The organism is Actinomadura rifamycini DSM 43936, assembly GCF_000425065.1.
Taxonomy (GTDB): domain Bacteria; phylum Actinomycetota; class Actinomycetes; order Streptosporangiales; family Streptosporangiaceae; genus Spirillospora; species Spirillospora rifamycini.
In genome coordinates this window covers 122248-136624 of record NZ_AULB01000012.1, presented here as the reverse complement: position 1 = coordinate 136624, position 14377 = coordinate 122248, and the positions used below count along the sequence as shown (strand labels likewise).

10 protein-coding genes are annotated in these 14377 nt (G+C 76.0%); 2 read left to right on the top strand and 8 right to left on the bottom strand.

Features of this window, described 5'->3' with window-relative positions; translation table 11 throughout:
* Positions 1-19 precede the first annotated feature (19 nt).
* The gene (locus tag H505_RS0112265) at positions 20-928 is read left to right on the top strand and encodes a glycosyltransferase family 2 protein (RefSeq protein WP_034517682.1); all 909 of its coding nucleotides are present in this window, start codon (positions 20-22) and stop codon (positions 926-928) included.
* 147 nt (positions 929-1075) lie between these two features.
* Positions 1076-2041 (top strand): sulfotransferase, encoded by a 966-nt coding sequence (locus H505_RS0112260; RefSeq protein WP_211238461.1) that lies wholly within the window; start codon positions 1076-1078, stop codon positions 2039-2041.
* 799 nt (positions 2042-2840) lie between these two features.
* On the opposite strand, the gene H505_RS52355 is transcribed toward H505_RS0112260, so the two are convergent.
* From H505_RS52355 to H505_RS0112215, 8 genes are all read right to left on the bottom strand, one after another.
* Positions 2841-4088 (bottom strand): glycosyl hydrolase, encoded by a 1248-nt coding sequence (locus H505_RS52355; protein ID WP_026402226.1) that lies wholly within the window; start codon positions 4086-4088, stop codon positions 2841-2843.
* Positions 4085-5395, bottom strand: coding sequence for an RCC1-like domain-containing protein (locus tag H505_RS0112245; RefSeq protein WP_026402225.1), 1311 nt, complete (start codon positions 5393-5395; stop codon positions 4085-4087). Before H505_RS0112245 ends, H505_RS52355 begins: the two co-directional genes overlap by 4 nt.
* Positions 5392-7086 (bottom strand): oligosaccharide flippase family protein, encoded by a 1695-nt coding sequence (locus tag H505_RS41430; protein WP_064743605.1) that lies wholly within the window; start codon positions 7084-7086, stop codon positions 5392-5394. The genes H505_RS0112245 and H505_RS41430 overlap by 4 nt, the downstream gene beginning before the upstream one ends.
* Positions 7087-7092: 6 nt before the next feature.
* Positions 7093-9237, bottom strand: a complete 2145-nt coding sequence (locus tag H505_RS0112235; RefSeq protein WP_026402224.1) for a Wzz/FepE/Etk N-terminal domain-containing protein — start codon at positions 9235-9237, stop codon at positions 7093-7095.
* Between the two features lie 86 nt (positions 9238-9323).
* Positions 9324-10757: a hypothetical protein gene (locus H505_RS0112230; RefSeq protein WP_157432973.1), complete on the bottom strand. Its 1434-nt coding sequence runs from the start codon at positions 10755-10757 to the stop codon at positions 9324-9326.
* Positions 10754-11632: a sulfotransferase gene (locus tag H505_RS0112225; protein WP_026402222.1), complete on the bottom strand. Its 879-nt coding sequence runs from the start codon at positions 11630-11632 to the stop codon at positions 10754-10756. Before H505_RS0112225 ends, H505_RS0112230 begins: the two co-directional genes overlap by 4 nt.
* Complete coding sequence (locus tag H505_RS0112220; RefSeq protein ID WP_026402221.1) at positions 11629-12828, bottom strand: phosphotransferase; 1200 nt, start codon at positions 12826-12828, stop codon at positions 11629-11631. Before H505_RS0112220 ends, H505_RS0112225 begins: the two co-directional genes overlap by 4 nt.
* Complete coding sequence (locus H505_RS0112215) at positions 12825-14264, bottom strand: hypothetical protein (protein WP_233617397.1); 1440 nt, start codon at positions 14262-14264, stop codon at positions 12825-12827. Before H505_RS0112215 ends, H505_RS0112220 begins: the two co-directional genes overlap by 4 nt.
* Positions 14265-14377 lie beyond the last annotated feature (113 nt).

The window sequence follows — 14377 nt, the reverse complement described above, 5'->3', positions numbered from 1 at the left end:
AAGCCAAGGCAGGTCGTCGATGCCCCCATCCGTCGGAGTGGTGCTTCCCACGCACAACCGGCCGGAGCTGCTGCGCCGCGCGCTGGAGTCGGTCCTCGCGCAGGACTACGACGGGGAGCTGCGCGCCGTCGTCGTGTTCGACCGCGCCGAGCCGGACACGAGCCTGGCGGGCGACCGCGTCGAGGTGATCGCGAACACCCGCGAGCCGGGCCTGGCGGGCGCCCGCAACAGCGGCATCCTGCACCTGGGCACCGACCTCGTCGCGTTCTGCGACGACGACGACCAGTGGCTGCCCGGCAAGCTCGCGGCGCAGGTCGCGGCGCTGGAGGCGGCGGTGGCGGACGAGCCGGACACGGTGCTGTGCAGCTCGGGCATCCTCGTCGACTTCGACGGCCGGGAGCTGCCCCGGCTCGCCGGGACCGACCGCGTCACCTACGACGCCCTCATCCGCGACCGGATGATGAGCGTGCACTCGTCGACGTACGTGGCGCGCCGCGAGCGGCTCGTCGAGATCGGCATGGTGGACGAGTCGATCCCGGGCAGCCAGGGCGAGGACTGGGACCTCGCGCTGCGCGCCGCGCGCCGCGCCCCGGTCGTGAACGTCGACGTGCCGTACGTCCGGGTGCTGTGGGGGCTGACGTCCTACTACGCGCAGGCGTGGGAGACGAAGGTCGCGGCGCTGGAGTGGTTCCTGGAGCGGTACCCGGAGATCGGCGACGTGCCGGGCGCGGCCGCGCGGGTGTACGGGCAGCTGGCGTTCGGGTGCGCGACCGTGGGGCGCCGCAAGGACGCGCTGCGCTGGTCGGCGCGCGCGCTGAAGGCGAACCCCGCGGAGCGGCGGGTCCCGTTCGCGCTCGCCGTCGCGTCCGGTGCGGTGTCGGGCAAGCGGGTGCTGCTGGCGCTGCACGCGCGCGGGCGGGGGATCTGACCGGTCCCGGGCACGCGGCCTGGGCGATTCCCGCCCGGGCACGTCCGGGCGAACTGTACGGTGATGGGCACGTCGCGGGCATACGCGAAGCAGGCTTACGGGGCCGCCGCGGGTGCCGCGGCACGGCAGGCTTTTCGGTGAGGTGGCATGGCAGTGGACGCCCCCGTGCGGGTGCTGTTCATCGGGGCTCTCGGGCGCAGCGGTACCACGCTGATCGAGCGTCTCCTCGGTGAGCTTCCGGGCACCGTGTCGCTCGGCGAGGTCGTGCACCTGTGGGAGCGCGGCGTCGGAGCGGGCGAGCAGTGCGGATGCGGGGTTCCGTTCCCGGAATGCCCGTTCTGGGGGGAGGTCGGCGAGCTGGCGTTCGGCGGCTGGGACGCCTTCGACCTCGCGGAGTTCCGCGCGGCGAAGGACCCGGTCGACCGCACCCGCCACATCCCGGCGCTGTCGCGCGGCGGCGGCGCCGACGCGGTCCCCGACGACCTGCGCGGGCCGCTCGCCGCGTACGTCCGGTACTACGAGCGGCTGTACGACGCGGTCCGGCGGGTGAGCGGCGCGCGGCTGCTCATCGACTCCAGCAAGCACGCCTCGCTCGCGTTCTGCCTGCGCTCCGCGGCCGCCGGGGGACGCCTCGACCTGCGGGTCGCGCACGTCCTGCGGGACAGCCGGGGCGTGGCGCAGTCCTGGTCCAAGGAGATCCGCCGCCCGGAGGCGACCGAGGCGAGCCCCGAGCAGTACATGGCGCGCTGGTCGCCGCACAAGGTCGCGATGCACTGGAACGCCGCCAACGGGGCGTTCGCGCTGCTGGGGCGCCGCGGCGTCCCGGTGCGGACGGTCCGGTACGAGGAGTTCCTCGCCGACCCGCGCGGGACGCTGCGCGCCATCGCCGAGTTCGCCGGGCTCCCGGTGTCGGACGGCGACCTGGCGTTCCTCGAGGACGACCACGCGACGCTGTCGGCGAACCACACCGCGTCGGGCAACCCGATGCGGTTCACGACGGGACGGGTCGAGCTGCGCCGCGACGACGCGTGGCGCGAGAAGATGCCGCCGGCGCGGCGCCGGGCCGTCACCGCACTGACCCTGCCGCTGCTGCGGCACTACGGATATGTCTGACCGATCCCTTTCCCCTCATCCCTTCCCCCGAGCCGCTGCGAGGAGCCGTTCCGTGCGCGTACGACCGCCCGCAGGCCGCCGCCTGTCCCTCGTCCTGCCCGCGGCCGCCGCGGCGGCGCTGCTGGCGCCGCCCACCGCCGCCCACGCCGACCCCGACATGACGCTCGTGGTCGACTCGGTCGCGGAGGCCGGGTACTACGTGGACTCCGGCGCCAAGTACTTCCAGTCGGACGGCGCGCTGGACCTGCTGCGCGACAACAAGGCGCTGCACTCCCCGGTGTTCGTCGCCGTGCTGCCGCAGGGCCAGTCGCCCGACACCGTCCTGAACGGCCTCGTCCAGGGCGTGGGCCGCAAGGGCACCTACGCGGTGATCAGCGGGCAGCAGCTGCGGGTCAAGTCGACCGCGCTGCCGCAGTCGCAGGTGAAGTCGGCCTACGACAAGGCGGTCGCGGCGAACGGGTCCCGGCCCGACAAGGCGCTGATCGGCTTCGTGAAGCTGCTGCCGGAGGCGGAGGGGCTGCCGCCCCGCGAGGACCCGAAGAAGATCGAGGAGAAGGCCGCGCAGCCGCCGCTCGCCGAGACGAAGGTCGGCGAGGACAAGGCGCAGGCCAGCGAGCACGCCGAGGCCGTGCAGAACCGGGCGGCGCAGGAGGCGGCGGACGACGGCGGGTTCCCCGTGCTGCCCGTCGCGGGCGGCGGCGTGGTGCTGGTGCTGCTCGCGGGCGGCGGGTTCCTGCTGTGGAAGCGCCGCAGCGCCGCGCCGGCCGCGGCCGCCGCCGGCGCGGCCGGCCCCGGCGGTTCAGCCGCCCCAGGGCCCGGAGCCGGCGCCCCCGGCGCCCCCGGCGCCGCTCCGGCGGCGGGACCGCAGGAGCAGCCACCCGCAGGCCCCCAGGGCGGCCAGCACCCCGGCGCCCCCGGCGGCGGCGAGCACCGGCCCTAGCGCGTCGCCGCGCGCGTCCTCTTCCTCGTCCCGGCAGTTCGGCGGGCAGGGGACGCGCGCGCCGAACACCGGCGCGGCGGCCATCGCCCGCCACGCCCGCAGGGACCGCTCCGAGCTGCGGTAGTCCCAGGCGCAGGTCGGGCCCTCGGGCCGCGCGTGCCGGGCGTCCCAGTGCAGCAGCGCCGTGTACCGGCGGTACTCCGGCCGCTGGAGGAGCGCGGTCGCCTCGGCGAGCCAGCGTGCCTTGCGGCCGGGGTCGGCCGGGTCCTCGACCGTGCCGGTCTCCAGGATCATCAGCTGCTCGTCCGGGTGCTTCTCGCCGAACCGGCGGTGCCGCTCGATCAGCTCGCCGAGCGGGCGCCAGCCCTCGTCGCGGCCCCGGCAGGTGAACCAGTTGTAGGCGTCCACGCCGATCGCGTCGACGTGGTCGTCGCCGGGGTAGTAGCGGGCCGCGTCGCGGCCGAACGCCGCGTCCGTCATCGTCCACACGTACCGGACGTTGCGCGCGCCCTCCTCCCGGAACGCCGCCACGACGCGGCGCCACGCGTCGGTGTACTCGCGCGGCCGCCCCATGCCCGTGGACGCGCCGTTCTCGGGCTCGTGGTTGAAGGTGAACCACACGGTGCCGGGGAGTTCCTTCAGCGCGCGCGCCTGCCGCCGGATCTCGTCATCGATGGCGCTTCCGGGGGGCGCCGAGGCGATGTCGGCCCACCGCAGCTTCGAGCCGTCCGGGCGGCGCGCCTTCACCGAGATGAAGAAGACGTGCGAGCGGGCCCGCGACCGGACGAAGTCGTCCACGACCGGCTCGCCCCACCGCCGGAACACCCGGACGGCGCCGAGCGGGCGCCCGGTCTCGCGCTCCCGCTCGGCGAGGTCGGCGTCGCCGTGCGCGGTGGCGCCGAGCAGCATCGGCGCGCGCCCGCCGTCCGGCGCGGCGGACCCGGTGGCCGGCGCGGTGGCGGGCGCGGCGGCGGGGGAGGGGGAGGGGGACGCCGCCCGCGCGGGCCCGGCCCCGGCGGCCGGCGCGGCGGTCGCGGCGCAGAGCGCGGCGCCCGCCAGCAGCGCCGCCGCGCCGCGGCTCCGCCGCGGCCGCGCCGGGTGCGTCACCGGCTGTCCCGCGGCTGCATCAGGAACAGCAGGTGGCTGCCGCCCGCGGCGGCGGACAGGAACGTTCCCGCGCGGGCGCCCTGCGCGAGGATGATCGGGCCGGGCCGGGCGCGCGGCAGCCGGCTGCCCGCGCCGAGCTGCCCCTTGCCATCGGCGCCCCAGGTCAGCGCGCTGCCGCCGGCGAGCAGCGCCACCCCGAACCCGTCGCCGGCCCGGACGCCGGTGACGCCGCGCAGCCGGGGCGTGTGGGAGCCCTTCACCGGGACGGGACGGGCGGACGGCCGCGTGCCGCCGTCGCCGAGCTGCCCGTTGCCGTTCGAGCCCCACGCCACGATCGTCCCGTCCTCCAGCAGCGCGTAGTTGTGGTTGCCGCCCGCGGCGACCGCGGTGACGTCCCCCAGCGGGGCGCCGCCGGACGGGCCGGCGACCGGGGCGGGCGCCCAGCGGCCCTGGACGGTGCCGTCGCCGAGCTGGCCGTGGTCGTTCTTGCCCCAGGCCAGCACGGTGCCGTCCCGCAGCCGGGCGATGGCGTGCTTCTTGCCCGCGGCGAGCTCGGCGACCCCGGTGAGCTGCCCCTGCCCGCCCGCGCCGCTGACGGGCGCCGGCAGGGCGCGGGCCCGCACGCCCCCGGTGCCGAGGATCCCGGCGAGGTTGCCGCCCCAGGACAGGACGCGCCCGTCCCGCAGCGTGACGAGGCACGCCTGGTCGCCCGCCGCGATGGACGTGACGCCGGTGAGCGGCGCGTCGCCCTCCGGGGTGCGGACGGTCGTCGGGAGGGCGGGGGCCTCGGTGGTGCCGATGCCGCGCTGGCCGCTGCCGCCCGCGCCCCACGTCACGACCCGTCCGTCCGCCAGCAGCGCGAGCGACAGGTTCCCGGAGGCGGCGATACCGCTGACGCCCCGCAGCTCGCCCTCGGCGCCGTCCGGGGCGCGCACCGGGACGGGCACGGACCTGGGCTTGCTCGTGCCGTCGCCGAGCTGCCCGTTGCTGTTGGCGCCCCAGGCGAGGACGCGCCCGTCTTCGAGCAGCGCGAGCGAGTGCCGCTTCCCGGCGGCGAGGGCCTTCACGCCGGTCAGCGTGCCCCGCCCGGTCGGGGCGCGGACGGGCCCGAGCGCGACGTCGAACCCGTCGGCCTTGCGGCCGAGCTGGCCGAAGTCGTCGAGGCCGACGCTCCAGACCTCCCCGGCCGTCGCGGCGGGCGCGGTGGGGCGGGTGTCCTCGGCGTCGGCGCCGCCGCAGGCGGCGGTCAGGGCGAGGCAGAGGGCACCGGCCGCGGCGGGCGCCGCGGCCGTCCGCAGGGACCTCACGGACGCCGGTCGGGCATCGTGCGGTCCGGCGGCAGGCCGGCGCCCGGCCACATGCCGTCGGGGACCGTGCGGTCCGGCGGGAGCATTCGTTCTTCCATGGGCGGGACGGTCCGTTCTGCGGGGGTGGACGCGGCGGCGGGGCCCCGGCCGGCGCCGCGGCGCCGCAGCAGGGCCTTGAACGCGGTGAGCGACAGCCGTTCCCGGCCGGTCCAGAGCAGCACCGCGTATCCGGCGGTCCCGAGGGCGACGCCCAGCGCCAGCGCCGGGACCGTCGCGCCCAGTGCCGCCTGGACGCTCACCGGGAGCATACCGAAGCAGATGACGGCATAAGCGATAGATCGCCACAATCCGGCACCGGTGGGAAGGATGCCCAGAATCCGGTGGATCTGCAGCAGCGGCAGCACGTTCCGCGTGGCGAGCGCCGCGGCCCGCGCCGCGGCCGCGCCCGGCACCCCGAACAGCGGGATGAGCACCACGTTCAGCACCATGTTCACCGCCAGCGCGGCGGCGTTGTTGCCCAGGCTGAGCCCGCTGCGCCCCGCCATCAGCAGGACGACGTCCGCCGGGCCGATCGCCGTCGCCAGCAGCATCGTCAGCGCCAGCACGATCGTGGTGCTCCGCCCCTCGTCGGCGTACTCGGGACTGAACACCATGAGGAACACGTGCGCCCCGGCGGCGAGCGTCAGGTACAGCGGCCACGTGACGGCGACGGTCCACGTCGTCCCGACCGCCATGACCCGCTGGGCGCCCGCGACGTCCTCCGTCGCCATGTGCCGGCTCACCGCCGGCTGCATCACCTGCTGCAGCGACTGCGCGGCGAGCTGCCCGAACACGATGAACCGGGTCGCGGCCGTGTAGATCGCGGCCTCCCGCGGGGAGGCGAGCGCGGCGATGAGCACGATGTCCGAGCGCTGCAGCGCGGTCTGGCAGATCTGCGCCAGCGAGCGCGGCGCGGTGAACCGCCAGAACGGCCCCGCGAGGTCGCGGACGGGCGCGGGCGCCCCGCCGCCCCCCGCGCGCCGCGCGAGCGCCCGGTACTGGACGGCCGCGATGAGCACGCCCGGCACGTACGGCAGGCTCCACGCCAGCGCCAGGACGGCCGCGTTGCCGTCGACGGCGTACGCGACCAGCACCCCGGCGACCTGCGCCACCTGCCGGAAGATCTTGTCGACCAGCACGGTGGGCCGCATCGAGCCGTGCCCGCGCGTCGCGGCCAGCAGCGCGTCCTGCGCCGCCGCCGCGGGCAGGAACAGGCCGAGGACCCGCAGCATCGCCGTCGTCTCGCCGGGCGCGTCGCCGTGCACCAGCGCCGCGAACCACGGCGCCGTGGCCACCATGGCCAGCCCGGCCAGGCACGCGGTCGCCAGGACGGGGACGAGCGCGATCGGCACCGTGCGGCGGGCGTTCGCCCGCGCGCCCAGCGCCAGGTGGTGCGGGACCCAGCGCAGCAGGCCCGCGTCGCTGCCGAGCCCCGACACCGCGTTCAGGATGAGGAACAGCGACGTCGCGGCGAAGAACGCGCCCGCCAGCGCCTCGTCGTACGTCCGCACGACCGCGACGATCAGCACGAACCCCATGAGCCCGGCGCACATCGCGCCGACGAGGTTCAGCGCGCCGCCGCGCGCGAGCTTGCCGAGATCGGCGTTCGCGCCCCCCGGCGGACCGGGGGCGCCGGATGTCGCGGTGGTCATCTGCCCTCAGAGGTGGAAGTCGTCCCGGGTCCGGTTGGTCGGGCTGCCCTCGTCGGCGCCGCCCGCGACCGACTTGTCCTGCGGGTCCGGGGTGTCGCGGCCCGCGAGCCGGTCGGACCCGAAGTGCTGCGACGCGCCGCGCGTCCCGTGCCGTCCGGTGCCGCGCCCCGAGGCCGGGCGCCGCTCGGCGGGCTTGTCGGAGCGCCGTCGCCCGGCCGTCCCGTTCGCCGGGGGGCTCGCCGGGGGACTCGACGGGGGAGTCGAGGGAGGGCTCGCCGGGGGGCTCGACGGGGGGCCGGCCGGCGGCGGCGACTTCGCCAGGCCGCTCGCGGTCGGCGTGCCCTGCGGCGGGCCGCTCTGGGCCGGGCCCGCCTGGCCGGGGCCGCCCTGGGGGCCCTTCAGCGGCGGGCTCTTGGGCGGCGGGCTCTTCGGCGGGCCGCTCTTGCCGGGACCGGCGGGCAGCGCGGGCAGCTGCACCGTGGTGTTGGTGTCGGACTCGCCGCGCGCCCGGCCCTCGCCGCGCCCCTCGCCACGCCCCTCGGCGCGTCCGTCGCCCGCGTCGCCGGTGCGGCCCCACTCGCCGGGCGGGCCGGAGCGGCGCCGGTCGGCGGCGCGCCCGCCGGGCTGCTGCTGCGCGGGCGCCGGGCGCGGCGCGGTGGCGTGCCGGACGGGCCGCGGCGGGACGCCCGACGACGACTCGATGACGACGCCCAGCACCGTGGAGCCCGCGTGGACGACCTCCGCGTACGCCTGCTGCAGGTCCTCGCGGGTGGTGACGCCGTCCTGGACGACGAGGACGACGGTGTCGACGAGCGTGCACAGCGCCTGCGTGTCGGCGTCGTGCACGTCGGGCGCGTTGATCAGCACGAAGTCGGCGCGGTCGCGGAGGGTGTCGACGGCGTCGCGCATCCGCGGGCCGCTGAACCGGTGCGAGGCGGCGGCCGGGTTCGTGCCGCGCGGCAGCAGCCGCAGCTGCGAGTCGGCGTGGATGAGCAGCGCCGCCGGGTCGGTCCCCTTGAGCAGGATCTCCGACAGGCCCTTGCCGGGCGGCAGCCCGAACGACGCCGCCGGGTCCGGCTCGTCGGCCGTCGCGTCCACCAGGATCGTGTCCGACCCCGCGTAGGCGAGCGCGACCGCCAGGTTCGTCCCGGTCGTCGAGGTGGTCGTCGCGGGCGTCGCGCCCGCCACCAGCATCGTGATCGGCGTCGCCTGGATGTTCGCGACGATCCCCGACCGCAGCCGCCGGTACGCCTCGCCCGCCGGGGTGCGCGCCCCGTCCGCCAGCGCCAGCTCCCCGCCCGCGCCGGGCGGCACGATGCTCAGCACCCGCAGGCCCATCGCCTCGACCTGCTCGCCGGTGCGCAGCCGCCGGTCGAGCCGCTCCCGGGTCAGCACCAGCGCCAGGCCGAGCAGGGCGCCCGCGACGAGGCCGGCCGCGCCGAAGATCCCGATCCGCGCGACGCCCGCGCCGCCCTTCGCCGCCGCCGGGTTGATCACCTGGCCGGGCTCCACCGGGGTGCTGCTGACGTCGTTCTTCTGCTCGTCGATCACGCCGAGCTGGTTGGCGTACGCGGTGATGCGCTGCCCCAGCAGGGTGCGCTGCGCGCTGGACGCGGTCGCGAGCTGCTGGTTGGCCTGCGTCATGTTCTCCTGAACCTTGGCGGCCTGCTCCTCCAGCTTCTTCAGCTTGCCGTTGATGACGGCCTGCGCGCGCTGCTGCCGGTACTTCAGGTACGCCTCGGCGAACGCGCGCGCGCCCTTCTCGGCGCCGTCGCCGCTGCTCGCGTTGTAGACGATGTTCAGGATCTGCGTGTTCGGCGGGACGACGGTCGACACGTTCGCCCGCAGCGTGGAGACGTCCTCGCCCTTGAGCTTCTGCTGGACGAGCTCGGCGACCGCGTCGGTCTGCACGAGCTGCGCCTCGGTCTCCAGGTTGATCAGGTCGTCGCCGCGGCCCTCGGGGGAGTAGGGGTTGCCCTCCAGCGGCGACACCAGCACCGACGCGGTCGCCGAGTACTGGGCGGGGAGCAGGACGCCCGCGCCGACGCCGGCCACCGTGCCCGCGACCACGAGGGCGATGAGCAGGCGCATGCGGCGCCGGAGCATCGCGACCAGCTGGCCGCGTGCCTCCGCCGAGTGCTCAACCGCCACATCGATTCCCTTCGCTCGACTCGCTCGTCCAGAGCCGGGTCGTCAACGCCATGACTTTATCTTCCGTTCACCTACGTTGGTCCGTCTCAACGGCCGGCGGGCTCGGCCAGAATCAGCCCCCGCGCGGGCACGGCCGTCTCGGCCAGCACCGCGATCCCGCGCGCGACCTCGACGTCGACGGTCGTCCCCCGCTCGGCCACCACGACCGTCAGATCGCAGAACGTCGCCAGCGTCAAGGTGTCCACGCTGGCCAGTTCGGGTCCGGTCACGATCACGATCTCGGCCTCCGCGCGGGCCCGGTCCACGGCCTCCCGCAGGCTCCGGTCGCCGTCGGTGATCCGCACCGTCCGCCGGACGCAGTTCGCCGTCTCCGGGAACGCCCGCGACGTCTGGACGTCCCCGTCCGCGCCGTCCTGGCGCAGCACCAGCAGCATGGTGGACGAGCCGCCGTTCGCGCACAGCCGGGCCAGCTCCCGCGCCGCCGGCAGCGCCGCCCCGGCGGGCGCGCCGGCCAGCAGGACGCACCGCGCCTCCTCGTCGAACACCAGGTTCCGCAGCCGCCGGCACGTCCCGTCCCGGTCGGCCTCGTCGGGCGCCGTGCGGCCGAACACCGGGATGTCGGTGCGCAGCACCACCGACTCCTCGTCGCGCACCCGGCGCGGCCGGCGGTCCCGCAGCAGCGCGATGCCGAGCGCGAGCGTCAGCCCCGCCGCCGCGCCGGTGGACAGCGCGACGTCCCGCCGCCGGTTCTCCGTGCGCTGCGGCAGGCTCGCGTACCGGATGATCTCGCCGCTCTCGAGGTCGGCGCCGTCGATCGCGGAGAGCTGGTTGCGGACCTCCTTGAGCTGCTTCTGCACGGCCTGCCGCCGGGTCCGCGCCGTCAGCTGCGACTGCGACGCGTTCTCGTCGGGGAACGTCTTGAGCTGCTCCTCCAGCACCGACTCGCGCCGGGCCAGCGACTCGCGGTTGCGCTGCCGGACGCCGCCGAGGATCTGGTGCCGCAGGTTCAGGTAGGACTCGCCGACGATCGCGGCGCCGTCCCGCGCCTGCTCCGGCGTCGGCGCCCGCACGCCGATCTCCAGCACCCGCGTGTTCGACGGCACGGTGATGGTCACCCGCTCCCGCAGCACCCGCGGCGACCCCCGGAACCCCGGGACCGTCGCGAGCCGCTCGATGACCTCGTCGGACCGGACGAGCTGCGCCTCGGTGTCGACCGTGGACGGCTTCGGCGGGCGGGTGTCCTCCGCGTCGTCGCCCGGCCCCAGCAGCTGCCCGATGTGCAGCGGCACCCGCGGCGCCAGCACGTTCACCGTCGACACGTAGCTCTTCGGCGCCAGCACCGCGACGAGCAGCCCGCTCGCCCCGAACAGGGCGGGCAGGACGCAGAACAGCACGAGGTGCCGCCGGGCGAACCGCGCGTACCGGGTCAGCGGGACGGCGTCCGGATCGCGGACGACCGGTTCGCGGGGCCCGCGGCCCGGCGGCACCGGGCGGCCGGGACGCCCGCGGCGCCGTCTCATCGCCGCCAGGGCGGCACCTCGCCCAGCAGGTCCGCCAGCCGCTCGTCGTAGGGCCGGAAGTGCTCGTCCAGCCGCGCGCGCAGCGCGTCCGGCATGGGGGAGCGGGGCCGCGCGTTGGTCTGCTCGAACTTGGCCGGGTGGACGCGCGGCAGCCCGAGCCGGTCGAGGATCCGGTCGTACACGGGCTCGGGCGTCGCGAAGAAGTCCTCCGCGAAGATGACCATGACCCGGTCGCGGCCGAACAGCTCGAACAGCACCTCGATCTGCTCGACGTACCGGCTCCGGTCCAGGTACGCCTGGTGCCGGTGCGCGTGGCTCAGGTACGCCGGGTCGGCGGCGATCTTCTCGAGTTCGCCCGCCAGCCGCTCCGGCTCCAGCTCCAGCGCCCGCTCGAACTCCTCGGTCTCGAACCCGCGCATCAGCTCGTGCCGGTGCGCCGAGTACGCCCGCTCGACCGGGTCGCGCAGCGTCGCGAGCAGCTTCACGCCCGGCAGGTCCGCCGCGATCCGCCGCGGCGCCAGCGGGTGGTGCATGTAGTAGCCCGCGGACTCGAACGCGATCGGCTCGACGCCGTCCAGTCCGGCCGCCTCCAGCCGCTTGCGGGCGGCGGCGCGGCGCGGGAAGTGCCCCTGGTACCAGGCCATGCCGCGGTGGTACTCGACGTCGAAGTAGTGGACGCCCTTGTGGAAGTTCGGCTGGACGAGCGCCGGGTGCTCGGCGAGCGCCCGGAACAGCGACGTCGTCCCGCCGCGCTGGGTGCCGACCATCAGCAGGCCGGGCAGCATGCGGGAGTCGGCGGTGAGCCGGCCGACGGTGCGGGTCGCGCCGCGCCCGGCCTCCTTGAGCCACTGGGGTGCGTCGCGGCGGGAGATCACGGGGTTCCTCCGGAGGGCTGTGCGGTGTGCTCGGCGAGCATGTGGAGAAGGCCGTCGGCCTGGGCGCGGACCGCCTCGCCGCGCGGGCCCGTCCCGGCGCGCTGGTAGCGGCAGCACAGCGCCAGCAGGTAGAGGTCCAGGGTCGCCTCGGCCGCCGCCGCGGACAGCCCGAGCGGGGCGAGCACGGCGGGGGCGTCGTCGGGGCGCAGCGCGTAGGGGGACGGGCCGGGGCGGCGCGTCCGCTCCTGCAGACGGTAGTGCACGAGGTCGAAGCCGAGCGGCACGCGCGGCTCGAACCGCTCCCAGTCCCACAGCCGCAGGACGCCCCGGTGCCACGCCATGTTCCACGGCGTCCAGTCGCCGTGCCACGCGCCGAACTCCAGGTCGAGGGCGCCGTGCCGGGCCCCGATCTCCGTGATCACCGCGTCGAGGCGGGCGGCGCGGGCGGGGTCGCCGAGCGCGGCGGGCGTGCCGCGGACGGCCTCCCAGAACGCGCTGCCGGCGAGCCGCTCGCGGGCGAGGCCGTCCACGCCGGCCAGCGCGAGCATCGCCGCGACGGGCGCCTCCTCCCGCGGCCGCCGGCCGCGGGCGCTGGTCGGCAGCGGGGACAGCACGAGCAGCGTCATCCCGTTCCACTCGCCGTGGTGCAGGACGCGCGGGACCTCGACGCCGGGCGGCGTGCGGTCCGCGAGGTGCTCGAGCGCGGCGGCCTCGTCGGCGATGAGGGCCCGCGTCGCCTCGTTGTCGCCGACCTTGACGAACGCGGCGGCCCGTCCCTTCGGCGTCAGCGCGTGCAGGATCGGCTTGCGGTTCGCGCGGGCCGCCGGGCCGAGCCCGATGACGACGACGACGTCCCGGCCGAGGATCTCGCCGAGCCGGTCCTCGACGGACGGCCCGCCGCCGCGCACGGTGATCCGGTCGCGGAGCGTCCGGCCGGGCAGCCCGGTGCGGGCGGCCGCGGCGCCCGCCGCGCGGGCGAGCCGCTGCTTGGCCGTCAGGTCGTGGCTGTAGCGGCGCAGCGCCGCCGCCGCGACGCCCGCGCGTCCGGCCGGCAGCAGCAGGCGGGGCGCCGCGGCGTTCGGCAGGAAGCGCAGCTCGCGGTCGGCCCGCCCGGACGCGTCGCCGGGGAAGGAGACCTCCGCGCCCGGCCACAGGTCCGCCACGGTCTCCACCCAGGGACCGGCGAGGTCGCTCATGACGCCGCCTCGCCGCGCTTCGCCGCGCGCGCGTCCCGTTCGGCGCGCCACATCAGCGCGACCGCGATCATCACCGTGTACAGCGGTACCTCCACGATGTCGTAGACGAAGAGGAAGAGCCCGGACGCGACGAGCACGCAGCACCCGGCGAGCGAGTAGGCCGTGTGGTCGCGCCAGTGGCGGCCGAAGCGCCTCAGGAAGAATGCCAGGAAGGCGAGGGTGCCGCCGAGTCCGTGCGCGAAGACCAGCAGCCACAGGTGGCCCTGGGTGCCGAGCGGCGGCACCGCGCACGCGTCGCAGTCGGGCCGCGACCCGCCGCCCACCGAGTTGAAGTTGCCCTGGACGTCGCGGGTGGAGCCGAACCCGACGAGCGGCGACCCGGTCACCGTGGCCTGCACCGTCTCCACCGCGAGCTGGACGCGGCGGTTGTTGCTGTGCGGGTTGTTCAGCCGGTCGCTGATCATGCCGGGCAGCGGGGAGAACGCCACGACGACCGCGCCGACCGCGAGCACCGCCGCCGCGCGCGTCGCCATCTTCCAGCCGCCCGCGATGACGATGGACAGCGCGGCGTACCCGGCGATGAGCGCCAGCGCCAGCCACAGGCCCCGGTTCAGCGAGTACACGACCGGCCACAGCGACATGACGAGGATCGTGATCCCCGCGACGCGCTTCGTCCCGCGCGCCCGCGCCACCCACGTGATCAGGAAGAACGGGAGGAACAGCGCGTACGCGGCGCCCCAGGTGTTGGCGTACGCGAACGGCGCCATCGGCCGCGCCTGCTCGTACCCGAGGATGGACTCCACCTCGGCCGTCTTCGGGTGGACGATGTCCTCGATGAACGCGTTGGACGCCAGCGAGTTCGGCAGCAGCATCTCCACCGGCGACGTGAGCTGCAGGTTCGGCATCAGCAGGCCGATCATGCCGCCGACGGTCGTCACGATGAACATGACCCCGAGGAGGTTGCCGATCTTGCCCGTGGGCAGGTCGCGCTCCTTGGTGTTGCCGATGTAGAGCAGCACGATCGTGCAGGCGAGGTACCAGGCGTACCGCCAGAAGAACACCAGCAGCCGTCCGGCGCCGCCGCTCTGCTGCGTGCCGGGCACCTCGGCCCAGAGGGTCGCCGCGCCGAACAGCACCCAGACCAGGAACAGCAGCCACGGGCCGAAGCCGCGCGGGACGACGATGCGGTCGCGGCGGCGCCACAGGTACAGCCCCATCGGGACCGCCATGATCATGAAGATCAGCGCGCCGAGGCCGAGCAGCCACCACAGCGGGAACAGCAGGAAGATCGCCGTCAGCGGCCAGCCGGGCCGCAGCCGGACGAGCGGCGGGTCCGCCCGCGCGGGCAGCCGGGGGAGGCCGGGGTCCGGCTCGTCCGGGACGCCCGCTCCCGCGCGCCGCCCGGCGGGGGAACGTCTCGTCACCGTGCCGGCCACGTGCCCCTCCCTTTACCGTTCGAAGTACTGGATCCTAACCGCCGCGCCGGGATGCGCCGGATGTCCCGCATGATGCACGAGCCGCGCCGTCCCGCGTGGCCACCTTCGGGCAA